The following is a 23,467-nucleotide window of genomic DNA, read 5'->3' on the forward strand; positions in this document are numbered from 1 at the left end:
TCTGCAGAGCAGCACAACCCCTGCAGGGGCCGGCCTTGCCGGCCAAGCGAATGCCTGCAGTACCGGCTCAGACGCTGGCCGGCACCTCCCGTTGCAGCGCAAGGCGTGCAACAAGCCGCGTACAACCCGGCAGCGAAACCACCTCCAACTGACCGCCCACCCGGGCGATGCGCGCATGCATGCTGCGCATGCCCACGCTCACCCCGGCGCGCTGTACCGCCAGCACGTCGAAGCCGATACCGTCATCCTCGATGTTCAGCTCCAGGCTGTCGGGCTGCGGCTGCTGCAGCTCAACCTGCACATGCCGGGCACGGCTGTGCTTGACCACATTGGTCAGCGACTCTTCCACCAGGCGTGTCAATGCCATGCACTGCAAGGCGCTGGGCGGTGTGCGCCACTGCGCGGCAAAGTGCCAGGTGCAGGTCACATCCAGTTCGTCGAACAGCTGGGTGAAGCGATGGCGCAGCGGGGCGATCCATTCCTGCGGCGTGGCCGGCACCTTGATGCCGGCGCTGGAGCCATTGTCGATGGTCTGGCGCAGGTCATCACGCAGCAATTTGAGCATCGACAGAAACTGCGGGCCCTGCAGCGGCGTGCTGGCCTGCTCGACCATGGCCATCATGCGCACCAGCGAACCGCCCAGCCCATCATGCAGGTCGTGGGCGATCTGCAGGCGGTCCTGCAGGCGGGAGTTGGTCAGCGCCAGGGCGTGTTCGCGTTCGAGGGTGGTGGCCAGTTCCCCGCGAGCGCGCTCGATGCCTTCGGCCAGCTCCAGGTTGAAGCGCTCGATACGGCGCACGCTGCGCGCATGGCGCAAGCCCAGCACCACCGACATGCACAGGGTCGTCACCACGCTGGTGAGCGGTGTCCACGCGGGCGTTTCGCCGATCAGCTTCAGCATTATCAGCAGGTCATGGGCCCCGGCCAGCATGAATATCAGCAGGCTTGCGGCCAGCCACACATGCTCGGGCCGCCGGGTGCGCAAGGCATGCAGCTGAAACTGCAGGCAGTTGAGGAAAAACACCGTCGCCGTGCTCAGCACCGCCACCAGTTGCGCGTTGCCGACGCGGGCATCCGGGGCCAGTGCCATCAAGGCCACCAGTGCGGCAGTCAGCAGCCAGAGTGCCTTCTCCAGGCGCGGCAGCGATTGCCCGCCAAAGCGCCAGACAAACACGCAGAAGCAGGTGACGTACATCACCAGCGCGATGCCGTTGAAGCGCGCAGCCATCAGGGTGGTGGAGAAGGGCCAGGGGCTGGTCATCAGTATGTTGGCGATGAACAGCACCCAGCACAGGGCCATGGCCGCATACCAGCCAAAGATCCGTTGCTCGCGGCGGATCACCCAGATACAGAAGAACAGCCCGCCCAGCACCGCCGAGACGGTCAGGTTGAGCACGAACAACGAGCGGTTGGTCCACAGCAACTCTTCATACAGCTGGCGTGCCGAGGCCTCATCCCCCAGGTACACCGGCCCCAGCCCGGGTGACTGTACCGCCAGGCCCACCACACGTACCCACAGCGTGTTGACGCCTTCGTGCAGCAGGCCTTCGGGCAGGTGCCAGTAGCGGGGCATGTTCCAGCTGCGTGACAGCGGCTCGCTCAGCTGGCTGTCACGCCACAGGCGCTGGTCGTTGACGAACACTTCGCCGGCCATGATCACCGAGCGCAGCGTCAGTGCCACCGGCATGCGTTGACCGGCCGCGCAGTCGCGCTGCCACTGGAGGCGGTACCACACCGTGCCGTCGTGCTGCGGCCAGCGTCGGCTCCAGTCGTCGGGCAGGGTCACGGCCTGCCAGGGGCCGGCCTCGGGGCGGTTGCCCTGGTCATCACCCTGGGCGGTGGCTACCGACAGCACCTGCACGGTGCAGCTTGCACCGCCCGGCGTTGCAGCCTGCGCTGCACCCGACAGGCACAGGACGAGCAGCCAGCACGCCATCAGGCCTCTCAATCGAGCAGGCCACGCGTGCGTGCCGCATGGATGGCGCGGGTGCGCGAAGACACCGCCAGCTTGCGATAGATGCGTTTGACGTGGCATTCGACGGTGTAGCGCGACAGGTTCAGCTGTTCGGCGATTTCGCGGTTGCCCAGGCCCTCGGCCACCAGGCGCAGGATCTGGTCTTCACGCGGGGTCAGGCGTTCGCCATCGGCGGTGTCGACCGGCTGGGCGGCCCCCGGGCGCAGTTCCTCGATGATGCGCCGGGCCACGAACGGGTCGATGGGGGCGCCGCCGCGCAGCACGCTGCGCAGCGACAACAGGATCTCCAGGTCGTCGCGTTCCTTGAGCACATAGCCGGTGGCGCCTGCCCGCAGCGCCGCGAGCAGGGTGTCTTCGGTGCTCCATGCCGAGATCACCAGGATCGCCTGGCCGGGGTCGGTGGCGTGCATCTCTTCGATCAGCTCGATGCCGTTGCCGTCGGGCAGGCCCAGGTCTACCAGCGCCAGCGCCACCGGCTGCGCCGCCAGGCAGGCGCGGGCCTCGGCCAGCGAGCTGGCGAACAGCAGGGCCTCGGGCCGGTAGCCCAGTTGCAGCAGCAGGGCTTCCAGGCGGCGGTGGATCAGCGGCTCGTCCTCCACCAGCAGTACCGGCGCGAGCAGCGTGGGTTCGGGAACAGTCGTCTGGATAGGCATGGGCAGTCTCGGGCGCGCGGTGGGGGCGAATGTGCCCCATGCAGCGGCCAATAGGTATCCCTGAAAACAGGTAAATGAAGCCTCATAGCCTACCCCACGCCCCGGTGCTAGCCCAGCGCCATTACCGCGATCACGCCCAGCGCCAGCAGCACCAGCATCGCCCCCGTGGCCCGCTCCAGCCACGGCAGGGCACGGGCGAAGCGGCGGCGCACGTGGCGGTTGCCGATCACCACCGCCACCAGCAGGTCCCACGCCAGCACCACGCCGAACATCCACAGGCCGTAGGCCAGCTTCCAGCCAGGGCTTGCCTGCGGCCCGCTCAGCATGGCCGCCAGGCTGGCGTAGAACAGCGCGTTCTTGGGGTTGAGGATGCCGGACACCACCCCCATGCCGGCGGCGCCCAGCCAGGTGGTGGCCGCGGGCGACGGTGCCGGCGACCCCTGCGGGGCAACCTCCAGCGTACTGGCACCGGCATGGCGGATGAACAGCCAGCCCAGGTACAGCAGGTAGGCGCAACCGGCCAGTTGCAGCACGATGAACAGCGTGCTGTGCGGCTGCAGCACCGACACGCCGGTAAAGGCGGCGACGATGAACACCCCGTTGGCCAGTGCGATGCCCAGGCAGGCTCCGCTGGCCACGCGCCAGCTGGTGGCCAGGGAGGTGCGCGCCACCAGGAAGAAATCCGGCCCGGGTGACAGCAGCGCCAGAAAGTGCGCTGCTGCAATGATCAGGAACTGCTCCATGTAACCTTCACTTCTATGGATGTGGGTCCAGGAAGTGTGTGGCGGGGCCGGGGGCGGCGTATTGAACAAAATTGCGCAGGTTCAGGCGGCGTGACGGGCGAACAGCTTTTCCAGTTGCTGCCACAAGGCCGGGTCGGTGCTGAACGCCACGTTGAAGCGCATCCAGCCGGTGGCCTGGGCGTCGACCATGAACAACTGGCCGGGGCCGATCATGATGCCGCGCTCCAGGGCGTCGTCCACCAGCGCTGCGCTGTTGGCGATCTGCGGGTGGCGGGTCCACAGGTACATGCCCTCGTCGGACTCGACGAAAATCTCGAAGCCCAGGCGGTTCAGGCGACGGCTGACCTCCTGCTGCGCCTCGGCCAGGCGCTGGCGCAGGCGCTTGAGGTGCTTGCGCCAGCGCCCGTCGGTGATGGCCGCATATACCACGCGCTCCATCACCTGTGAGGTGGTCAGGCCCGAGCGCATCTTCAGTTGCAGCAGCTTCTGGATCAGTTCGGGGTTGGCCAGCATGTAGCCCACCCGCACGTTCGGCGAGATGCTCTTGGAATAGCTGCCCACGTACACCACCTGCTGCAGGTGGTCCAGGCTGCTCAGGCACGGTTGCGGTTCGGCCACCATGTCGGCGTACAGGTTGTTCTCCACCAGGCGAAAGCCGTGTTGCGCCGACAGTTGCAGCAGGCGGTGCAGTTGCGCCAGCGGGGTGCGCGAGCAGGTGGGGCTGTGCAGGTGCGGCTGGGTGAAGAACACCGTGGGCCGGTGGTGGGCCAGCAGCCGCTCGAGATGCTCCAGGTCATACCCGGCCGGGGTGCGCGGCACGCCGATCAGGGTGGCGCCCTGAAAGCGCAGGATGCTCATCAGGTTGGGGTAGCCCGGGTCGTCCACCAGCACCACATCGCCCGGGCGCACCAGGGTGCGCACCGCCAGGTCCAGCGCCTGGCTGGCGCCGTGGGTGAGCATCAGCTGGTTGGGGTTGGCCACGATGCGCTGGTCCTGTTCCAGGTTCTGCGCGGTGAGGGTGCGCAGCTCGAGCAGGCCCATGGGGTCGCCGTAACCGCTCAGTTCCATCACGCTGCCGGCCACCTGGCGCAGGCCGCGACGTAGGCCGTCCTCGAACATCCACTCGTTGGGCAGCCAGCCACAGCCGGGCTTGAAGGCCAGTTGGCGGCTTTCGAAGATGTTCTGCAGGTACCACTCGGAGTTGAACTCCGGCTTGCCCGGCTCGGCGTCGCTGGCCTGGCTTTCGATGCGCTCGTTCACCGAGCGGTTGACGAAGAAGCCGGCATTGCCGCGGCTGACCAGCAGGCCCTGGGCCACCAGCCGATCGTAGGCTTCGACCACGGTGAAGGTGCTGACCGAGTAGGTGGCGGCGAAGGCGCGGATGGACGGTACCTTGGCACCGGGTTTGAGGGTCTGGTTCTCGATCAACTCACGCAACCCGTTGATGATCTGGTTGACGAGCGGGGGGGCGGAGTCGGGTCGTAATTCAAGCATGTTGGGGCTGTGCCTTCAGGGTGCGTAACGCCTGGCGCCTGCAGGGAACGGGGGTGTACTGCATTGGCGGCCTGTACAGTGCAGTGCATATTTCACGGCGCTGTGCATGGCTCTCTGTGTCGTACATTTTTACATTAGGGGTCTGTATTCGCCAGCTAAAGCATGTTGAGAGGCCCGATCACTACCGCCAGGGGCAAGCCCCCGGGCGTGCACAGCACGATTGCCGACCTTCAAGGCCATGGATGCCCGCCGGGTTTGCGATCCATCCCGTACACAATCAGACACTGACGAGCAATGAAGCCCGGCATTCGCCGGTCTTGCGTGTTCGCTGGAAAAAGAAAAACAAGGGGTAGACAACTGATGGACGCTACATCGACTTCCACATCCTCCAAGGTGGAGCCCGAGAGCAAGCTTAGCGCTTCGCTCAAATCGCGCCACCTGACCATGATGTCCATCGCCGGGGTGATCGGCGGTGCGCTGTTCGTGGGCTCGGGGAGTGTGATCCACAGCGCCGGGCCGGCCGCCATCCTGGCGTACCTGGCCGGCGGCATCCTGGTGGTGCTGATCATGCGCATGCTGGGTGAAATGGCCACCTCCTCGCCAGACACCGGCTCGTTCTCCACCTACGCCGAGCGCGCCATCGGGCGCTGGGCAGGCTTCACCATCGGCTGGTTGTACTGGTGGTTCTGGGTCATCCTGATGGCCTGGGAAGCCTATGTGGCGGGCAAGATCCTGCACGGCTGGTTCCCCTCCATCAGCGTCAACGTGTTCGTGCTGGCCACTACCCTGGTGCTGATCAGCGTCAACTTCTTCAACGTCAAGCACTACGGGGAGTTCGAATTCTGGTTCGCGCTGATAAAGGTGGTGGCGATCATATGCTTCCTTGTGGTGTGCGGGCTGGCCGTGGCCAACCTGTGGCCCACCGGTGAGGTCCACGGCATCAGCAACCTCACGGCCCAGGGCTTCATGCCCAATGGGGTGGAGGCAGTGGTGGTAGCCATGCTGGGGGTGATGTTCGCCTTCCTGGGCGCCGAAATCGTGACCATCGCGGCCGCCGAGTCGAAGAACCCGTCCGAGCAGATCGTCAAGGCCACCAACTCGGTGGTGTGGCGTGTGTGCCTGTTCTATGTGGGTTCGATCTTCCTGATCGTGGCCCTGGTGCCGTGGAACGACCCGCTGATGGGCCAGTCGGGCTACGGTTCGTACCGTCGTACTCTGGAGCTGCTGGGCATTCCGGGCGCTGAGTTCGTGATGAACTTCGTGGTGCTGACCTCGGTGAGCAGCTGCCTGATCTCGGCGCACTACACCGCCTCGCGCATGCTGTTCTCGCTGTCGACCCGCGGTGATGCACCGTCGTTCTTCAAGATCACCCGCGCCGGTACCGGTGTGCCGGTGTTCGCCATCATCGGTTCGTGCTCGGTGGCGGTGTTCGTCGCCCTGATCAACTTCAGCGACACCCTGCGCCCGAAAGACGTGCTGGACGTGCTGATGAACACCACCGGCATGATCGCCTTGCTGGTGTACCTGGTGATCGCGTTCTCGCAACTGAAGATGCGCCGCAAGCTGGAAGCCGAGGGCAAGGAAATCCGCCTGAAGATGTGGCTGTTCCCGTGGCTGACCTACCTGGTGATCGTGTTCATCATCGGGTGCCTGGTGACCATGGCCTTTGTGCCGGACTACCAGGTACTGGTGTTCTCCACCGGTGCGGCCGCGGCCATCGTGGCACTGATGGGCGTGTTCATGCACGTGCGTGCGGCCAGGCAGCTCAAGGGCTGACAGGCACCATGACGAAAAAGACCAGGGCCGCAAACGGCCCTGGTTTTTTTTTGCCTGCCCGCGGCGCGGATGCCGTGCGCCGGGTTCGTCCTACAAGCAGTGGCCGTGATGCCGGTAAACAATCCCCATTACGGCACCGGGCAATCATCGCAACGTTGATTGCAGTGTGCCAGTACGCCTGCCTAGCATGCCCGTTTGCTCGATTCGGCACGGAGTGCAGGCATGAAGATCGTTCACAAGGCTGGCCTGGCGGCCGCCACATTGCTGTTCATTACCACCGGATTGCTGTCGGTCGCGCAGGTCAGCCAGGTGCGCGACGCCCTGCACAAGCAAGTGTCTGCCGGCATCGCCGAGTCCAGCGGTGCCCTGGCCCGGCAGATCGAGAACTGGCTGAACGCCAAGCTCAAGCTCATGGGCCTGGTGGCGCAGGCCATCGACAGCCGCTACAGCCCTGAAAACACCCAGCGCATCATCGACAGCCCGATGCTCAAGGACGAGTTCATCCTGATATTCGGCGCCTTGCAACGTGACGGCAAACCCCTCACCAACACGCCCAGCTGGCGCCCCGATGCGAGCTGGGACGGGCGCACACGGCCCTGGTATGCCGTCGCCAAGGGCGCCGACAAGGCGGTGCTCACCGAGCCCTACATCGACTCGGCCACTGGCGAAACGCTGATTTCGGCGGTCACGCGCCTCTACGATGGCGCTACCTTCGCCGGCGTGCTGGGCGGCGATATCCGCCTCAAGAGCGTGGCCGATGCCATCAATACCCTGGACTTCAACGGCGCCGGCCATGCCTTTCTGCTCAGCCGCAACGGCACGATCATTTCCCACCCCGACAGCCAGTACAACGGCAAGCCCTACAGCAGCCTGTTCGATGGCCAGCACCCGGCGCTGGACAGCCAGCTGCAGACGGTTAGAACCGGCGATCACGATTCACTGGTGTCCTTCACCCCGCTGACCTACCTGGAGGGCATGGACTGGCTGATCGGCGTGGTGCTCGACCAGCGCATCGTGATGGCCGAGGCCGACAGCCTGACCTGGCGTGCAGTGCTGGCCACGCTGCTCGGCGTGCTGGTGAGCCTCGTGGTGCTGGGCCTGCTGCTCGGGCGCCTGCTCAAGCCGCTGGACCTGCTGCACCGCTCGTTCCATGAGGTCAACCAGGGCGACGGCGACTTGACGCGGCGCCTGCCCGACGGCGGCAATGACGAGGTGGCGCTGGTGTCGCGCGAGTTCAACGGCTTTCTGGGCAACCTGCAGAACCTGATCCATCAGGTGATGAGCACCTCCAACCAGGTGCGCGAGAGCACCCACCTGACGTCGGCCGAAGCCACCCGGACCGATGAACGCCTGCAGCGCCAGTTGCAGGAGCTGGACCAACTGGCCACGGCCATGCAGGAGATGGCCTCCACCGCCGAAGACGTCGCGCGCAACGCCCAGGCAGCGGCGCAGGCCGCAGTGATTGCCGACGAGGAAGCACACGGCGGCGAGGACGTGGTGCGACGCTCGACCGCGGCGATCCGGCAACTGGCCAGCGAAATGGACGACACCGGCCATGCAATCAATGACCTGTCGCGCCTCAGCGACAACATCGAGTCGATCCTGGCGGTGATTACCAGCATTGCCGAGCAGACCAACCTGCTGGCGCTCAATGCCGCCATCGAGGCTGCACGTGCCGGCGAGACGGGGCGAGGTTTCGCGGTGGTGGCCGACGAGGTGCGCACGCTGGCCTCGCGCACCCAGCAGTCGACCCAGGAGATCCGCCAGATGATCGACCAGCTGCAGGCCGGGGTGCGCCACGCCGAGTCGCGCATGCAGCACAACCGCGACAGCGCCGGCAAGACCGCCGAGGAGGCGGGCGCGGCCAACGACATGCTCGTGCGCATTCGCCAGGCGATCACCCGCATCAACGACATGAACACCCAGATCGCCACCGCGGCCGAGCAGCAGAGCGCCACCAGCGAAGAGATCAACCGCAACACCACGACCATTCGCGACATCAGTCATGAAGTGGCCGCAGGCACCCAGGTGCAGGTGCGCCAGTGTGCGGTGATGGTGGAGCAGGTGGGGCAACAGCACCACCTGCTGGGGCGTTTCAACCTGTGAGGCGGGGGCTCAGGCCTTGAGCGAGGCCATGTCGATCACGAAGCGGTACTTCACGTCGCCGGCGATCATGCGGCTGTAGGCCTCGTTGATGTGCTGGATGTCGAGCATCTCGATGTCGCAGCAAATGCCGTGCTCGGCGCAGAAGTCCAGCACCTCCTGGGTTTCGGCGATGCCGCCGATCAGCGAGCCGGCCAGTACGCGGCGCTTGAGCACCAGGTTGGCGGCGTGCAGGGGCGGCTCCACCGGTTCGATCAGGCCCACCAGGATGTGCACGCCGTCGAACTTCAGGGTTTCCAGGTAGGGGTTGAGGTCGTGCTGCACCGGGATGGTGTCGAGCAGAAAGTCGAAGTGCCCGGCCACGGCGGCCATCTGCGCGGCATCGGTGGACACCACCACATGGTCGGCGCCCTGGCGGCGGGCTTCCTCGGCCTTGCTGGCCGAACGGGTGAACAGGGTGACTTCGGCGCCCATGGCCTTGGCCAGCTTGATGCCCATGTGACCCAGGCCGCCCATGCCGAGGATGCCGACCTTGTGCCCGGCCTTGACCCCGTGGTGCTTGAGCGGCGAATAGGTGGTGATGCCGGCGCAGAGGATCGGCGCGGCGCTGGCCAGGTCCATGCCGGCCGGGATGCGCACCACGAAATGCTGGTCGACCACGATACTGCTGGAATAGCCGCCCATGGTGTTGCTGCCGTCGACCCGGTCGGGGGTGGCGTAGGTCATGGTCGGGCCTTCGAGGCAGTACTGTTCCAGGTTGGCGGCGCAGGCCTGGCAGTGGCGGCAGGAGTCGACCATGCAGCCCACACCCACCAGGTCACCCACCTGATAGCGGCTGACGCTGGCGCCCACGGCAGTGACCTTGCCCACGATTTCGTGGCCGGGCATCAGCGGGTAAACGGCGATGCCCCATTCGTTGCGGGCCTGGTGGATATCGGAGTGGCACACGCCGCAGTAGAGAATCTCGATGGCCACGTCGTCGGGGCGTGGGCTGCGGCGCTGGAAGGTCATGGGGGCGAGGGGCGTGGTGGCCGACTGGGCGGCGTAGCCGATGGCGGTGTACATGGGGGAACCTCGCAAAAGCAATGACGGTAGAGGCGGCGCATTGTCCGCGCGGGCACCGGGCGTGCCCACCGGCATTCCTCTGCGTGTCATGCCTGATTCTCCGGACCTGCGGGGGTGTCGCCCGGGCGGGCCGCTTCGCCGGCAAGGCCGGCGCCTACTGGCGAAGAGGCGAGTCGAATCCGGTCAGTGCGCGGCCTGCTCCAACAGCCGGTAGATCCGCTCATCCTGCGCGTGCGCCACATTGAAGCGCAGCCACGGCACCACCCGTGCATCGGGCATGAACAGTTGCCCGGGCGCGAGCAGAATCTTGTGTTCGCGCGCGTCCATGGCCAGTGCCGTGGCGTCTTCGACCTGGGGGTGACGGGCCCACAGGAACAACCCCGCATGGGGCTTGACGAAGATCTCCATGCCCACCGCCTCGAGCTTGCGCGCCACCTGTTCATGGGCCAGGGCCAGGTTGGCCTGCAACTGCTTGACGTGCTTGCGGTGGCGCCCCTGCAGCAGCACCTCCAGTGCCAGTTCCTCGGCAATTGCCGAGGTGGTCAGGCCGCTGGCCATCTTCAGTGGCACCAGTTCGTCGATCAGGTCGCGGTGCGCGGCAACGAACCCCACCCGCAGCGACGGCGCGATGCTCTTGGAGAAGCTGGCCACGTAGATCACCCGCGCCAGCTGGTCCATGCCTGCCAGCGCCTGCTGGTCGGACGGGTCGAGGTCGGCGTAGATGTCGTTTTCCACGATCAGGAAGTCGTACTTTTCCGCCAGTTGCAGCAGACGGTGGGCCACCGCCAGTGTCAGGCTGGTGCCGGTGGGGCATTGCAGGCGCGTGTTGGTGAAGAACACCTTGGGCCGGTGTTCGCGGATCTGCGCCTCGAGCACGTCCAGGTCGATGCCGTCGCGGGTGCGTGGCACCCCCAGCAGGCGGGCCCCCTGCAGGCGCAGGTTGAGGAACAGGTTGTGGTAGCCCGGTTCGTCCACCAGCACGCTGTCGCCGCGGTGCACCAGGTAGCGCACCAGCAGGTCCAGCGCATGGCTGGCGCCGCTGGTCAGCAGAATCTGCTCGGGGTGGGCGTTGACCCGGGTATCGAGCAGTTTCTCCACCAGCCGGGCGCGCAGGTTGGCGCACCCCTTGGCATGGCCGTAGCCGGTGAACTCGCTCGGGTCGCGACGGCTCAGGGCGCGCAGGCTGCGTTGCACCCCGTCATCGTCGCTCCAGGGCTCGGGCAGCAGGCCGATGCCCGGGCGCAGGTCCATGCCCAGTGGCTGGAACACCTTCTGCAGCAGCAGGTAGGCGTCGAAGTCGAAGGCATCGTCGCTGGCACTGGGCATCGGCGGCGGGGCGGGGGTGTCGGGGGCGCTGCGTACATAGAAGCCGGCATTGCGCACCGCCGTCAGGTAACCCAGGGCCACCAGCCGGTCATAGGCCTCGACGGCGGTGAAATGGCTGACCTTGTGGGTTTGCGCGAACTTGCGGATGGAGGGCAGCTTGGTGCCCGGGCGCAAGCGCTGTTCGTTGATCGCGAGGGTGATGCCCGCAACGATCTGGTTGACCAGCGACTGCGACGAGCTGGCATCCAACAACATCATAGAAAACATCCGTCAGGCGAGGGTGTGGCGGTGGGTGTACTGGTGAAAACACCATAACAGGGCCGGCACAACCAGCGCGTTCTGTGCATGGTGGGCCGCCGGGGGCTGCTGCAACATCCCTGCATGCCGGCGGGCCAAGTGCCCGAAACATACCATGAACAAGGAGGCGCGATGCACCCCAACACCCCGCGGATCGACGCGCAGCAGGTTTCGCCCGAAGAGTGGCAGACCCGTTGCGACCTGGCAGCGCTGTACCGGCTGCTGGCCCACTTTCGCATGACCGACCTGATCGACACGCACATCTCGGCCCGTGTCCCCGGCGAGCCGGGGCATTTCCTGATCAACCGCTACGGCGTGCTGTTTCACGAAATGCGCGCCTCGGACCTGATCAAGATCGACCACCACGGCAACACCATCGACCCTGGCTATGACGCCGGCAGCGTCAACCGTGCCGGCTTCAACATCCATTCGGCGATCCACGCCGCACGTCCGGACCTGGCCTGTGTGGTGCACACCCATACCGCTGCCGGCATGGCCGTGTCGGCCCAGGAGCAGGGGCTGTTGCCGATCACCCAGCATGCGCTGAAGTTCTATCGCCGCCTGGGTTACCACGACTACGAGGGCATTGCGCTGAACCCGGCCGAAGGCGAGCGCCTGGTCAGGGACCTGGGCCCGCACATGGCGATGATCCTGCGCAACCATGGCCTGCTGGCCGCCGGGCGCTGCATTGCCGAAGCCTTCAACCAGATCTACTTCCTGGAGCGCGCCTGCCAGGCGCAGGTACAGGCACTGGCGGGCAACCCGCCGCTGCGCCTACCGGACGAAGCGGTCTGCGAACTGACCGCGCAGCAGTCCGACGCCGAATTCGATCAGCAACTTCACCTGTTGGCCTGGACCGCCGCCTTGCGCCTGATCAGTGGTGATCAGGTGGATTACCGAAGCTGAAGTGCGACCACCCGAAAGGACGCCCAGCGTGTATCAACTCTGCCAAAACCAATAAATTACAGAGGTAGACATGAAAAAAACCACCATTGCCGCCGTGTTGCTCAGTGCTTTTGCCGCCAACGCCCTTGCTGCCGAAATCACCGTGATTTCGTTTGGCGGTGCCAGCAAGGATGTACAGACCGAGGCCTTCTACGCCCCCTTTGCCGCCGCCAGCCACAGCAAGGTGGTAGCGGGTGAATACAACGGCGAAATGGGACGGATCAAGGTCATGGTCGACACCAACAGCGTCAACTGGGACGTGGTGCAGGTCGAGAGCGCCGAACTGATCCGTGGCTGCGAGGAGGGCCTGTTCGAACACCTGGACCTCAACCGTATCGGCAAGGAAGCGGATTTCGTGCCCGGCACCCTGTCGGACTGCGGCGGCGGCCTGCTGGTATGGTCGATGGCGCTGGCCTACAACGGCGACAAGCTCAAGCAGACGCCTACCGGCTGGAGCGATTTCTGGGACACCAAGAAGTTTCCGGGCAAGCGCAGCCTGCGCAAGGGCGCCAAGTACACCCTGGAAGCGGCACTGATGGCCGATGGCGTGCCGTATGCCGACGTGTACAAGGTGTTGTCGACGCCGGAAGGGGTGGAGCGTGCATTCCGCAAGCTGGACCAGATCAAGCCCGACATCCAGTGGTGGGAGGCCGGTGCGCAGCCGATGCAGTTCCTGGCCAGCGGCGACGTGGTGATGAGCACCGCGTTCAACGGCCGGGTGTTCGCCGCACAGGCGGCCGGCGCCAATGTGCACACGGTATGGAATGGCAGCATCTACGCCATCGACTCGTGGGCGATCCCCAAGGGCAGCAAGAACAAGGCCCTGGCCGAGGACTTCATCGCGTTTTCGCTGCGCCCGGAAAACCAGAAGATCCACACCACCAAGCTGGGCTATGGGTCGACCAACCTGCATACCGCCGGGCTGCTTGACCCTGCACTGGCGGCGCAGTTGAACACCGCGCCGGACAACCTGGCACAGGCCATCCCGATGGACAGCGAGTTCTGGGTCAACAACGGCGAAGACCTCGAGCAGCGCTTCAATGCCTGGGTTGCCAAGACCAAGTGAGTGAACCCCTTCGCCAGCAAGGCTGGCTCCTGCACCAATCGTTGTAGGAGCCAGCCTTGCTGGCGAAAGGGCCACAACCGTCAATGCCTCTTGCTGTCAGTTCAGCGACTTCAGCACCGCCTCCAGCGTCTGTACGAACAGATCGGCATGCTCGCGCTGGAAGATCAACTGCGGCCTGATCTTGAGGATGTTGGCCGCCGGCCCCGCCGAACTGATCAGTACGCCACGTTCACGCATGCCGTTCACCACCCGTGCCGTTGCCTCGGTGGCCGGCGCCTTGCTGGCACGATCGGTTACCAGCTCGACCCCCACGAACAGCCCGGCCCCGCGCACGTCGCCAATCAGCGGGTAGCGCTCGGCAAGCCCTTGCAGACCCGCCTTGAAATATTCGCCCACCGCCGCGCAGTTGGCCATCAGGCCTTCGCCCTGGATCACGTCGAGCACCGCGTTGGCTGCTGCACATGACACCGGGTTGCCGCCGAAGGTGTTGAAGTAGCGGGCGGTGCGACCGAACGCATCGAGCACCTCGCCGCGGAACACCGCACCGGCAATCGGCTGGCCGTTGCCCATGGGTTTGCCCATGGTGACGATGTCGGGCTGCACGCCATGGCGCTGGTAGCCCCACATGTGCGAGCCGGTACGGCCAAAGCCCGATTGCACCTCGTCGGCGATGTACAGCAGGCCCTCTTCGCGGGCCACGGCCACCGCCTGCTGCAGGAAGCCGGCCGGGTCGGACAGCACGCCATCGCTGGCGAAGATGCCGTCGAGCAGCAGTGCTGCCGGCTTGATCCCGCAGCGGCGCAGGTCGGCGATGGCGGCGCGCACGTCGTCAGCGAAGATCTGTGCCACGTTCTCGGCGCCCAGGCGGTAGGCGTCGGGAGCCCGCACGGTACGCACGAAGTCACCCACCGGCACGCCCGCACCCAGCGAAGGCGAGGCGGCGGCGATCTGGTCGGTCACGCCGTGGTAGGCCAGCTGGGTCACGATCAGGCCGGTACCGCCGGTGTACTGACGGGCGATGCGCAGGGCCAGGTCGTTGGCCTCGCTGCCGGTGCAGGTGAACATCACCTGGTCCAGCTCGGGCGGGAAGGTGGCCAGCAGTTTCTCGGCATAGTCGAGGATGCCTTCATGCAGGTAGCGGGTGTGGGTGTTGAGCACCTTGGCCTGCTCGTACAGCGCCTCGACCACCTTGGGGTGGCAGTGGCCGATGGAGGCCACGTTGTTGTAGGCATCCAGGTAACGCTTGCCGTCGGCGTCGTACAGCCACACGCCTTCACCCTTGACCAGGTGCAGCGGGTGTTCGTAGAACAGGCGGTAGGCCGGGCCCAGCACGCGCGCACGGCGCTCGATCAGGGCACGTTCGGTTTCGCTAAGGCGTGCGGCATCTTCGGCGGTGAAGCCATTGATCATGGTCATTTACAGCGTCTCCTCGGAGCAGATACGACGAATCTGTTGCTGCGCGACCTCGCGCGGCACGTCAGCCAGGGCCTTCAGGCCACGCCAGGCAGACGGCGCGTTGCGCAGGATGTAGGTGCGGTTTTCCGGGTACAGCGCAGCGCGCCAGTTGGTGATGGTCACGGTCAGCACCAGGCGGGTGGCGATCAGGTCCACCAGCAGTTCCTGTTCCAGCGGCTCCAGCGGCGCGATGCGGTGGTAGGCGCGGATGAACGGTGCAGCGTGTTCCAGCGGGTCGCCCTGGCTGCCCAGTTGATAGGCGGCGCCCACGGCCAGGTCGTTGACCAGCGGGGCATGCACCATGTCGCCGAAATCGAGGATGTTGCGCACCGGGTGCGGCTGGCTGGCATCGACGATCACGTTGTGCGGGTTCAGGTCGTTGTGGATCACCTGGGCGCGCAGGCCCTTGAGGTGCGGTTGTGCGTGGCGCTCGAAGTTGTCCAGAAAGTGCTGGGCCAGTTGGCGCTCTTCACGGTCCTGGATCAGGCCGATCTTGTCGTTCAGCCGCGAGGCGTGCTTGAGGTCCCACAGCAGCTCGTGCCCGGCGCCGGGGTGGAAGAAGCCGCGCAGGGCGAGTCCCAGGCGGGCCAGGTGCTCGCCCAGGCTGCTGCGCAGAGCCACGTCGGGGTGTTCGACGCGGTGCAGGCAGATCCCGTCGACGAACGAGAACAGCCGCACCAGCAGCGGCTGGCCATCGAACATCAGCGGGATCTGGTAGCTGCCGCTGGTGTTGGGGTAGATGCGCTGCACCGCCAGGGTCGGGTCGCAGTGCTGGATGTGCAGCAGCGCCTGGTTCTGGAAGTCGGCCACCTGCGGGTCTTCGGCCGCGTTGGAGACCTTGAGCAGGTACTGGGCGCCGTCGGCGCAGGTGATCTGGAAGTTGAGGTCACGCTCGCCGGTGAGCAGGCGGCATGCGCCGTGCAGGCCGAAGTACTGCGCTGCCACGGCCTGCGCCTGTTCGGCCGAAACCTTGGGCGGAGCTGCGACCAGCAATGCGTCGAAGGCAGGGGGTGTGTGAAGGGTCACTGAACATCACTCTGTCGATTGCCGGGAAAGCTGGGGTGTCAGGCCAGCACTGGTTCGAACATAGGCCTGTTTGGCTATATCGGTTATATCCAGAGTTGATCAGTTGTTAAGGCCACTTGTATGCTTGCGGTTCCGATCCCGCCCCTGCAGTGAGGCACCCGATGGCATCGCTTCTCCACGACCTGCTGGTCGGCACGCTGGACCGCGACGGCGGCGTGACCCTGCAGCGCCAGTTGTACCAGGCGATCCAGGCGGCGATCCTGCAGCGGCGCCTGCCGGTCAACCACAAGTTGCCCTCCACCCGGGCGCTGGCCGAGCAGTTGCTGGTCTCGCGCCTGACCGTGTCGCTGGCCTACGACCGTCTGCTCGATGAGGGCTACCTGTACGCCCGGCCCGGCAGCGGCACCTTCGTGGCCGACACCTTGCCCCAGGTGAAAACCGGCGTGCCGGCCCCCGATACGCCCGATCAGGCGCCGCTGTCGGCCCGGGGCAAGGCGATCAACGCGCGCTTCGGCGCGGTGGCGCGGGCCGAGGGCGCCTTCGTGGGCGGCGTATCGGACGCCGACCTGTTTCCGTTTCATATCTGGAAGCGCCTGCACAACCGCTACCTGAGCAAGCGCCAGGCGCACCTGGCCGGCTACGTGGATCAGGGCGGCTACCGCCCGCTGTGCGAGGCGCTCAGTGCCTACCTGTATGCGGCCCGCGCAGTCCGTTGCAGCCCGGCGCAGGTGATCGTGACCCAGGGCACCCACCAGTCGCTGGACCTGGTGGCCAAGCTGCTGGGCGACCCGGGGGACACCGTGTGGGTCGAGAGCCCCTGCCATTGGGGTGCGCCGGTGGTGTTTTCGGCGGCGGGGCTGCACTGCGCGCCGCTGGCGATCGATGCGCAGGGCGCCTGCCTGCCTTCTGCAGTGCCGGCTGCTGCGCCGCGGCTGGCGTTCGTCACGCCGTCGCACCAGTACCCCACCGGCAACATCATGTCGCTGCAGCGCCGGCGTGACTGGCTGGCGTATGCCCAGGCCAACAACCTGTGGGTGGTGGAGGATGACTACGACAGCGAGTTCCGGTACGACATCGAGCCGATGCCGTCGCTGCAGGGGCTCGGTGGCGAAGACCGGGTGATCTACCTGGGCACCTTCAGCAAGGTGATGTTCCCGGGGCTGCGCCTGAGTTACCTGGTGGTGCCCGAGGGGCTGGCCGAGGCCTTCGGCAAGGGCCTGATCCAGCTGTACCGGCCAGGGTACCTGTCGATTCAGGCGGCGATGGCCGACTTCATCCAGGAAGGGCATTTTGCCCGGCACATCCGCAAGATGCGCGCCGAGTACGCCCAGCGCCGCAGTTGCCTGCAGCAGTGCCTGGACGAGGCGTTCGGGGATCTGATCGGGTACTCGGCGGGGCAGGCGGGGTTGCACCTGGCGGTACGCATCGGTGCACCGGGCACGGCGCGCAAGATGCTGGCGCAGGCCCCGGCACATGGGCTGGTGCTGCGCGGCGGCTACAGCGTGGAGCCCGACGCCGATGACGACAACCTGCTGGTGCTGGGGTACGGCGGGGTCAAGGTGGGCGAGATCGAGGCGGCGGTGCAGCGGCTGCGGCGGCTGTACGATCAGGTGGCGGCAGGGCCGGCTCCCGCACCTGTCGTGTAGGAGCCGGCCTTGCCGGCGAAACGGCCTGCGCGCTCGCTGATCTACCGGCCTCCCTTCTGGCGCTTGTCAGCCGGCTGCGGATGCCCGAACAGATACCCCTGAAAATGCGAGCAACCCTCGGCCTGCAACTGCTTGAACTGCGCCTCGGTCTCCACCCCCTCGGCGGTGGTGTTGATCAGCAGGCTGCTGCTCATGCCGGTAATGGCGCGGATGATCGACATCGCCTCGCGGCTTTCGCCCATGTCGTGCACGAACGACTTGTCGATCTTGATCCGGTCGAACGGGAACGAACGCAGGTAGCCCAGCGAGGAGTAGCCGGTACCGAAGTCGTCCAGGGCAATACGCACGCCCATGTCCTTGAGCGCCTGCAGGGTACGCAGGTTGCCGTCGCTGTTCTCCAGCAGCACCGATTCGGTGATCTCCAGTTCCAGGCGCGACGGGTCGAGCCTGGCGTCGGTCAGCGCAAGCTGCACCACTTCCACCAGGTCGCTGTTCTTGAACTGTACCGGCGACAGGTTGACCGCCACCGATTGCTCGGTGGCCCAGCTGGCGGCCTCCTGGCAGGCCAGGTTCAGCGCCCGCGTACCCACCTCGTGGATCAGCCCGGTCTCTTCGGCAATCGGGATGAAGTCCATCGGCATGACCTGCCCCTTGACCGGGTGCTGCCAGCGCATCAGCGCCTCGTAGCCGGTGATCTGCCCGTCGTTGCCGATGATCGGCTGGTAGTGCATGTGCAGCTGGCCCAGGTGCAGCGCGGTGCGCAGGTCGGTTTCCATGATGCGACGGCGCCGCGCGGCTTCGTCGAGCTCGGGGTGGAACAGCTCGTAGCGGTTGCGCCCGTTGCGCTTGGCCTCGTACAGCGCCATGTCGGCGTAGCGCAGCAACTGGTCGGCCTTGTGGTGGTCGACCGGCGCGATGGCGATACCCACGCTCAGGCCCACCGAGAAACTGTGGCCGTCGATCAGGAACGCCGGCGCCACTGCCTCGATCAGGCGCGTGGCGGTGCGCTGGGCATCCTCGAGGCGCGCCAGGTGTGGCAGCACCACGGCGAACTCGTCACCGCCCAGGCGCGCTAGGGTGTCCTGGTCGCGCAGCACGCTGCGCAGGCGCTGGCCCAGGGCGCGCAGCAGGCGGTCGCCGAAGGCATGCCCCAGGGCATCGTTGATGTTCTTGAAGTTGTCCAGGTCCAGACACAGCGCCGCAGTCATGTGCTGGCGCGCCTGCCCGTCGGCCAGGGCCTCTTCCAGGCAGTTGTGGAACAGCGTGCGGTTGGGCAGGCCGGTGAGTTCGTCGTGGTGCGCCATGTGGTGAATCTGCGCGTGTGCGGCGATCTCGTCGGTGACGTCGTCGGCGATCTGCAGCACATAGTGGCCCGCACCCACCTGCGGGTTGCGGCTGAGCAGGGTGCGTGAGCGCAGGGTGCGTCGGCCCAGCGGGGTGTCGAGGTGGTCTTCGGTCAGGTGCAGGCCGTTGTGGTTCAGGCAATGTTCGGTGAGGTGTTCGAGGTAGCCGGCCATCACTGGCACCAGGCTCTGCTGCGGGGTACTGCCGACCAGGGCGCACTGCTGGCTGGAGAACAGCTTCTCGGCCTGCGGGTTGGCCAGCAGGATCTGGCGTGAGGCCACGTCCAGCACCATCACGCTGGACGGGATGTTGCTGATCACCGAGTCGAGAAACTGCGACAGCGCGGCCATTTTCTCGCTCTGCGCCTCGGCCAGCTCCTTGGCTGCCAGCAGGTCGAGTTCGTATTGGCGGCGCTCGGTGATGTCGCGGGTGATCTTGGCAAACCCCAGCAGTTGGCCATCGTCGTCGTGGATGGCTTCGATCACCACGTTGGTCCAGAAGTGCGAGCCGTCCTTGCGCTGGCGCAGGCCCTGGGCCTCGAAGCGGCCGGTCTGGCGTGCGGCGTCCAGGCACTGGGCGGGCAGGCCGGCGGCGCGGTCCGCCGGGGTGTAGAACACCGAGAAATGCTGGCCGACGATCTCGTCGTGGGTGTAGCCCTTGGCCCGCTCGGCGCCGGCGTTCCAGTTGATCACATGGCCCAGCGGGTCGAGCATGTAGATGGCGTAGTCGTTCACGCCTTGTACCAGCAGGCGGAAGTGACGCTCCTGTTCACGTTGTTCGAGCAGGGCGCGGCGCTGTTCGGTGCAGTCGCGGGTAACCTTGGCAAAGCCGACCAGGTGGCCGTCGTCGTCATGCACCGCGTCGATCACCACGTGCGCCCAGAACGCACTGCCGTCCTTGCGCAGGCGCCAGCCCTCGGCCTCGAAGCGGCCCTGGTCGCGGGCGGTCTGCAGGTTTTTCTGCGGCAACTGCGTGGCGCGCTCCTCGGCGCTGTAGAACACTGAGAAATGCTCGCCGATGATCTCTTCGTCGGTATACCCCTTGGCCCGCTGCGCCCCGGCGTTCCAGTTGCTGACCACACCCTCCGGGGTCAGCATGTAGATCGCGTAATCGATCACGCTCTGTACCAGCAGGCGATACATTACATCGGAGTTTTCAATCATGTCGGCATCTCGGATCGCGTGGGGATGAAGCCAGCGGGGTGGGCAAGAGGAAACGAAAGGCGCGGGTGCGCAAAGCGGCACACTCAATATCAGGGCTGGATGCGAACGGCAATGGTTCTTTGGTACTGATTTTGGCGGCGCTCAGGGATTTGCGCGGCGCGAGGTGGGCATTTGGCCAGCAACGCCGGCTCCTGCAGGCTGCGTGCGCCCGTGCAGGAGCCGGCAATGCCGGCGAAGGGGCTCAGAACTCCAGCTGTGCCGAGAACGTCAGGGTGCGCGGCGCGCCCAGGAAGTGGTCGCTCAGCCAGTACGCCTTGTTGGTCAGGTTGCTGACGTTGGCGCGCAGGGTCAGGGCGTTGTCCGCCAGCGGCAGGCGATAACGCGCACCGGCATCGAAGGTGGTGAACGACGGCAGGCTGTAGTGGTTGGCCTCATCCACGTACTGCTTGCCGGTGTAATAGGCGCCGCCGGTCACGGCGAATCCGGGCACGCCGTTCAGGTCGTATTCGGCGTACACCTTGGCCAGCTGGCTGGCCACGCCCACCGGCTTGTTGCCCTCGATGCTGGCATTGGCCGCCTTCTTCACCTGGGGGTCGAGCAGGGTCAGGCCGCTGACCAGGGTCAGCTGCGGGGTGACCTTGCCGGTGATGCCGAACTCCAGGCCGTTGTTCTCCTGGCGTCCGTCCTGCACGTAGATCTGCTGCTGGTTGGTGTAGCCATTGGGCTTGTCGATGTTGAACAGTGCCAGGGTCAGCAGGGCTTCGCCCACTTCGGCCTTGACCCCCACCTCATACTGCTCGCTGATGGCCGGGGCCATGGCCTGGCCGGCGTTGAGTGCGGTGTTGGGCGCGATGCCGCCGGCCTGCAGGCCTTCGATGTAGGTAGCGTAGGTGGTCAGCCAGGGCAGCGGCTTGTAGATCAGCGAGATGTTGGGCGAGGTCTTGCTCTGGTTGTAGTTGTCGATCTGGCTCGGGGTGCCGAACGATTCGGCCCACACGAAGTTGTCGCTGAAGGTCTTGATGCGGGTGCGGGTGACCCCGAGGATGGTCGACCATTGTTCGTTGAAGGTGATCACATCGCCCAGCAGCAGGTTGTCGGCCTGGGTGCGCGAGGACAGGCGCTGGTCGCCGTGGCCGATGGAGTAGTCGGGCTTGGCGTACTGCGGGGTTTCATCCAGCGGGATCGAGCCGTTGCCGCCCACCGGCTGGTACTGCGGCCCCGGGAAGGGAATGTAGTCGGTGTAGTCGCGTACCCGCGCCACGTTGCCCTGGTAGCCGAAGGTGACCTTGTGGCCGATGCTGGCGGTGTCGAAGGCCGCGTCGGCGAACAGGTAGGCCGAGGTTTCCTCGCGCTCGACCGGGGCGAAGGCGTACAGCGGTTGGCTGTAGACCCCGGGCGAGGTCACGGTGGGGCCGGTGTAGGCGTACTGGGTGCGGTTGCGGTCGTGGGCCACCGCGCCGCGCAGGCTGAACACCTCGTTCAGGCGCCAGTTGAAGCGGCTGCCGACGCGCTCGTGCTCGCTGTCGGAGAACGCCCAGCGCTGGCTGTAGAGCTTGTCGTTGTCCAACTGATCGGCGTCGGGGCGCAGGCGCTGGTCGGCGAAGTACCAGTAGCTGGTCAGGCCGTGGGTCTGGTTTTTCTTGTACGAGGCGTCGAACTGCACCAGCAGGTCGTCGCTGACGTTCCAGTCCAGCGCCAGGCTGACCATCTTGCGACGGCGGTTCTGCAGGTCGATGGCGGTCTCGCCGTCCTGGGCCAGCACGTTGACGCGGTAGGCCAGCACGCCCTGATCGTCGATCGGGCCGCCGAAGTCGCCGTGCACATAGGCGTTCTCGCCGCCGGCGTTGCCCAGGGTCACGCTGTTGTAGCGCTCGTAGGTGGGGCGCTTGAGCACGTAGTTGACCAGCCCGCCCGGGCTGCCGGGGCCATACAGGAAGCCGCTGAGGCCGGTGACAATCTCCAGGCGCTCCATCTCCTCGACGAAGTTGCCGCTGTCGGAGCCATTGCTGAAACGCAGGCCGTCGTTGGCGATGTTGAGATTGCCCAGGTCGTTGAAACCGCGGATCGCCACCGAACTGGCATAGCCGGCGCCCGAGGGCGAGGTGAACTGGGTGAAGGGGCTGAGCTTGAAGATGTCGTCGGTGGAGGTGGCCTGGGTGTTGCGGATCAGCTCGCTGGACACCACGCTGATCGAATAGGGCGTGTCCTTGAGGGCCATGCCGCCCAGGGCGCCGACGTTCTTCAGCGAGTCGGTGAGGTAGCCGGCTTCGGCGCTGCCGTCGGCGATGCGGGTGGCGTTGACGTCGGTTTGCGGCAGGTTCAGCCGGGCTTGGGGCACAGCCTGTTCATCGGCGGCCAGCAGCGGCGTGGCGATACCGGCGCAGGCAATCGCAAGCGCCAGCAGGTGAGGGCGGGGCGTAGGGGCGGCAACGGACATGGGGTCAGGTTCCTGATGTGAATGGTTCTCAGTAACCCTGTTGCCGCACGAGAAACAAAAAGTGACAGAGGCGCTGCAAAATAAATCGTGCAGCGCCTTTTTTTCAGGTTTTGAAGCGCCGTACCAGCGTGTTCATTTCGTTGGACAGCTGGGTCAGGTTGAACGCATCGCTCTTGGCTTCACTGGCCAGTTGCGCCACCCGCTGCGCATCGCCGTGGATCTGGCTGATGTGCTGGTTGATGCTTTCGGCCACCTGGTGCTGCTCTTCGGCGGCGGTGGCGATCTGGGTGTTCATGTCGCGGATCATGTCCACCGACTCGCGGATCTGGCCGAAGCGGGTGCGTGCCTCGCCGATGCGGCTGACCGAGTCCTGCGACAGGCTCAGGCTGGTGTTCATCTGTGCGGCGACCTGGCTGGTGCCGCGGGCCAGGTTGGCGAGCATGCCGTCGATCTCGGCGGTGGAGTCGGCCGTGCGCTTGGCCAGCGCACGCACTTCGTCGGCCACCACGGCAAAGCCGCGACCCTGCTCGCCGGCCCGCGCCGCCTCGATGGCCGCGTTCAGGGCCAGCAGGTTGGTCTGCTCGGCAATCGAGCGGATGGTGCTGAGGATCGACTGGATGGCGTTGCTGTCGCGCTCCAGCTGCTGCATGGATTGCGCCGACTGGGCGATTTCCTGGCTGAGCTGATCGACGCTGCCCACGGCGGCGTCGATCTGCTGCTGGCCCTCGGAAGCCTGGCGCTGGCCGTTGTCGGCCGACTCGGCGGCCTGGCTGCACGAACGCGCGACCTCGTTGGCGGTGGCGACCATTTCATGGAAGGCGGTCGACACCATGTCCACGGCCTCGCGCTGGCGACTGGCGGCGTCGGCCATTTCGTTGGACACGCTGGTGGCGCTGTGGGAGTTGGTCAGGATGCCATCGGCGGCGTGCATGATGTGCTGGATCAGGCTGCGG

At 65.9% G+C, this 23,467-nt stretch carries 15 protein-coding genes and 2 pseudogenes; 6 read left to right on the plus strand and 11 right to left on the minus strand.

Annotation, left to right across the window (positions count from 1 at the left end; genetic code table 11):
• Positions 1-67: 67 nt before the first annotated feature.
• The 4 genes from B4I46_RS17520 to B4I46_RS17535 form a co-directional block, all read right to left on the minus strand.
• Entirely contained in the window at positions 68-1,936 is a 1,869-nt protein-coding gene (locus B4I46_RS17520) for a sensor histidine kinase (protein WP_286901170.1), read from the minus strand.
• A gap of 8 nt (positions 1,937-1,944) precedes the next feature.
• The gene (locus B4I46_RS17525) at positions 1,945-2,628 is read right to left on the minus strand and encodes a LuxR C-terminal-related transcriptional regulator (RefSeq protein ID WP_043861687.1); all 684 of its coding nucleotides are present in this window, start codon (positions 2,626-2,628) and stop codon (positions 1,945-1,947) included.
• Between the two features lie 107 nt (positions 2,629-2,735).
• Entirely contained in the window at positions 2,736-3,371 is a 636-nt protein-coding gene (locus B4I46_RS17530; RefSeq protein WP_043861688.1) for a LysE family translocator, read from the minus strand.
• Positions 3,372-3,452: 81 nt separating this feature from the next.
• Positions 3,453-4,865, minus strand: a complete 1,413-nt coding sequence (locus B4I46_RS17535) for a PLP-dependent aminotransferase family protein (protein ID WP_043861689.1) — start codon at positions 4,863-4,865, stop codon at positions 3,453-3,455.
• A gap of 360 nt (positions 4,866-5,225) precedes the next feature.
• On the opposite strand from B4I46_RS17535, the gene B4I46_RS17540 reads away from it, so the two are divergent.
• From B4I46_RS17540 to B4I46_RS25695, 3 genes and pseudogenes are all read left to right on the plus strand, one after another.
• The gene (locus B4I46_RS17540; protein WP_043861690.1) at positions 5,226-6,641 is read left to right on the plus strand and encodes an amino acid permease; all 1,416 of its coding nucleotides are present in this window, start codon (positions 5,226-5,228) and stop codon (positions 6,639-6,641) included.
• A 222-nt stretch (positions 6,642-6,863) separates the two neighbouring features.
• Positions 6,864-7,889, plus strand: a pseudogene (locus B4I46_RS25690) (HAMP domain-containing protein); the annotation flags it as partial.
• A 30-nt stretch (positions 7,890-7,919) separates the two neighbouring features.
• On the plus strand, positions 7,920-8,747 hold the full coding sequence (locus B4I46_RS25695) for a methyl-accepting chemotaxis protein (RefSeq protein WP_373874884.1): 828 nt from the start codon (positions 7,920-7,922) through the stop codon (positions 8,745-8,747).
• 9 nt (positions 8,748-8,756) lie between these two features.
• Here B4I46_RS25695 and B4I46_RS17550 read toward each other — a convergent pair whose 3' ends face one another.
• Together B4I46_RS17550 and B4I46_RS17555 are read right to left on the minus strand one after the other, a co-directional pair.
• A complete protein-coding gene (locus B4I46_RS17550; RefSeq protein WP_043861692.1) occupies positions 8,757-9,809 on the minus strand; it encodes an NAD(P)-dependent alcohol dehydrogenase in 1,053 nt (350 codons plus the stop codon).
• 183 nt (positions 9,810-9,992) lie between these two features.
• Positions 9,993-11,393: a PLP-dependent aminotransferase family protein gene (locus tag B4I46_RS17555; protein ID WP_043861693.1), complete on the minus strand. Its 1,401-nt coding sequence runs from the start codon at positions 11,391-11,393 to the stop codon at positions 9,993-9,995.
• A 171-nt stretch (positions 11,394-11,564) separates the two neighbouring features.
• On the opposite strand from B4I46_RS17555, the gene B4I46_RS17560 reads away from it, so the two are divergent.
• Positions 11,565-12,338: a class II aldolase/adducin family protein gene (locus B4I46_RS17560; RefSeq protein ID WP_043861694.1), complete on the plus strand. Its 774-nt coding sequence runs from the start codon at positions 11,565-11,567 to the stop codon at positions 12,336-12,338.
• Positions 12,339-12,408: 70 nt separating this feature from the next.
• Positions 12,409-13,443 (plus strand): ABC transporter substrate-binding protein, encoded by a 1,035-nt coding sequence (locus B4I46_RS17565; RefSeq protein ID WP_286901174.1) that lies wholly within the window; start codon positions 12,409-12,411, stop codon positions 13,441-13,443.
• Between the two features lie 96 nt (positions 13,444-13,539).
• Here B4I46_RS17565 and B4I46_RS17570 read toward each other — a convergent pair whose 3' ends face one another.
• Entirely contained in the window at positions 13,540-14,859 is a 1,320-nt protein-coding gene (locus B4I46_RS17570) for an aspartate aminotransferase family protein (protein WP_043861696.1), read from the minus strand.
• Complete coding sequence (locus tag B4I46_RS17575) at positions 14,860-15,924, minus strand: phosphotransferase (RefSeq protein WP_123753215.1); 1,065 nt, start codon at positions 15,922-15,924, stop codon at positions 14,860-14,862. It lies immediately after the preceding gene.
• A gap of 161 nt (positions 15,925-16,085) precedes the next feature.
• On the opposite strand from B4I46_RS17575, the gene B4I46_RS17580 reads away from it, so the two are divergent.
• Positions 16,086-17,570 (plus strand): PLP-dependent aminotransferase family protein, encoded by a 1,485-nt coding sequence (locus tag B4I46_RS17580; RefSeq protein WP_088514784.1) that lies wholly within the window; start codon positions 16,086-16,088, stop codon positions 17,568-17,570.
• 41 nt (positions 17,571-17,611) lie between these two features.
• Here B4I46_RS17580 and B4I46_RS17585 read toward each other — a convergent pair whose 3' ends face one another.
• The 3 genes and pseudogenes from B4I46_RS17585 to B4I46_RS25700 all read right to left on the minus strand — a co-directional run bounded on the left by B4I46_RS17585 (position 17,612) and on the right by B4I46_RS25700 (position 23,445).
• Positions 17,612-20,077: a sensor domain-containing protein gene (locus B4I46_RS17585; RefSeq protein WP_286901176.1), complete on the minus strand. Its 2,466-nt coding sequence runs from the start codon at positions 20,075-20,077 to the stop codon at positions 17,612-17,614.
• Between the two features lie 241 nt (positions 20,078-20,318).
• A pseudogene (locus tag B4I46_RS17590) lies at positions 20,319-22,409 on the minus strand (TonB-dependent receptor); the annotation flags it as partial.
• A 208-nt stretch (positions 22,410-22,617) separates the two neighbouring features.
• Complete coding sequence (locus B4I46_RS25700) at positions 22,618-23,445, minus strand: methyl-accepting chemotaxis protein (RefSeq protein ID WP_370409200.1); 828 nt, start codon at positions 23,443-23,445, stop codon at positions 22,618-22,620.
• Positions 23,446-23,467 lie beyond the last annotated feature (22 nt).

It is taken from the genome of Pseudomonas sp. UBA7500 (assembly GCF_002478435.1).
Classification (GTDB): domain Bacteria; phylum Pseudomonadota; class Gammaproteobacteria; order Pseudomonadales; family Pseudomonadaceae; genus Aquipseudomonas; species Aquipseudomonas palmensis.

What these genes read in the sequence shown, in the direction of transcription:
- B4I46_RS25695 (WP_373874884.1), top strand. Translation starts at nt 7,920, where the DNA reads ATGAGCACCTCCAACCAGGTGCGCGAGAGCACCCACCTGACGTCGGCC.
- B4I46_RS17555 (WP_043861693.1), bottom strand. Translation starts at nt 11,393, where the DNA reads ATGATGTTGTTGGATGCCAGCTCGTCGCAGTCGCTGGTCAACCAGATC.
- B4I46_RS17540 (WP_043861690.1), top strand. Translation starts at nt 5,226, where the DNA reads ATGGACGCTACATCGACTTCCACATCCTCCAAGGTGGAGCCCGAGAGC.
- B4I46_RS17585 (WP_286901176.1), bottom strand. Translation starts at nt 20,077, where the DNA reads ATGATTGAAAACTCCGATGTAATGTATCGCCTGCTGGTACAGAGCGTG.
- B4I46_RS17550 (WP_043861692.1), bottom strand. Translation starts at nt 9,809, where the DNA reads ATGTACACCGCCATCGGCTACGCCGCCCAGTCGGCCACCACGCCCCTC.
- B4I46_RS17525 (WP_043861687.1), bottom strand. Translation starts at nt 2,628, where the DNA reads ATGCCTATCCAGACGACTGTTCCCGAACCCACGCTGCTCGCGCCGGTA.
- B4I46_RS17535 (WP_043861689.1), bottom strand. Translation starts at nt 4,865, where the DNA reads ATGCTTGAATTACGACCCGACTCCGCCCCCCCGCTCGTCAACCAGATC.
- B4I46_RS17520 (WP_286901170.1), bottom strand. Translation starts at nt 1,936, where the DNA reads ATGGCGTGCTGGCTGCTCGTCCTGTGCCTGTCGGGTGCAGCGCAGGCT.
- B4I46_RS17565 (WP_286901174.1), top strand. Translation starts at nt 12,409, where the DNA reads ATGAAAAAAACCACCATTGCCGCCGTGTTGCTCAGTGCTTTTGCCGCC.
- B4I46_RS17570 (WP_043861696.1), bottom strand. Translation starts at nt 14,859, where the DNA reads ATGACCATGATCAATGGCTTCACCGCCGAAGATGCCGCACGCCTTAGC.
- B4I46_RS17580 (WP_088514784.1), top strand. Translation starts at nt 16,086, where the DNA reads ATGGCATCGCTTCTCCACGACCTGCTGGTCGGCACGCTGGACCGCGAC.
- B4I46_RS25700 (WP_370409200.1), bottom strand. Translation starts at nt 23,445, where the DNA reads ATGCACGCCGCCGATGGCATCCTGACCAACTCCCACAGCGCCACCAGC.
- B4I46_RS17530 (WP_043861688.1), bottom strand. Translation starts at nt 3,371, where the DNA reads ATGGAGCAGTTCCTGATCATTGCAGCAGCGCACTTTCTGGCGCTGCTG.
- B4I46_RS17560 (WP_043861694.1), top strand. Translation starts at nt 11,565, where the DNA reads ATGCACCCCAACACCCCGCGGATCGACGCGCAGCAGGTTTCGCCCGAA.